The following is a 271-nucleotide window of genomic DNA, read 5'->3' on the forward strand; positions in this document are numbered from 1 at the left end:
GGGCTTCTGCAACACCGGTGCGCCAGAATGGCTGTTCGCCTGGGCGATGCCTTCCCCATAACCTGTTGCAAAAACGAAGGGCACGCCTTCGGCTGCCAGCCGGTCGGCAATGCCGAAGCTGGTCTCGTCGCCGAGATTGACATCGAGCAGCGCCAGATCGAACGACCGATCGGCCAGGATCTCCATCGCCTCTGCGACACTTGGCGCCGTTGCCACTTCGGCGCCCAGCCGGCGGAGAATCTCTTCGCCGTCCATGGCGATGATCAGGTTG

At 63.1% G+C, this 271-nt stretch carries 1 protein-coding gene; it reads right to left on the bottom strand.

Annotated features, from left to right (window positions below; translation table 11 throughout):
* Positions 1-271 (bottom strand): response regulator (locus J8I82_RS38110; RefSeq protein WP_209765821.1); only part of this gene is annotated, 271 nt, incomplete at both ends.

This window comes from Cupriavidus consociatus, from assembly GCF_017814975.1.
Lineage (GTDB): Bacteria > Pseudomonadota > Gammaproteobacteria > Burkholderiales > Burkholderiaceae > Cupriavidus > Cupriavidus consociatus.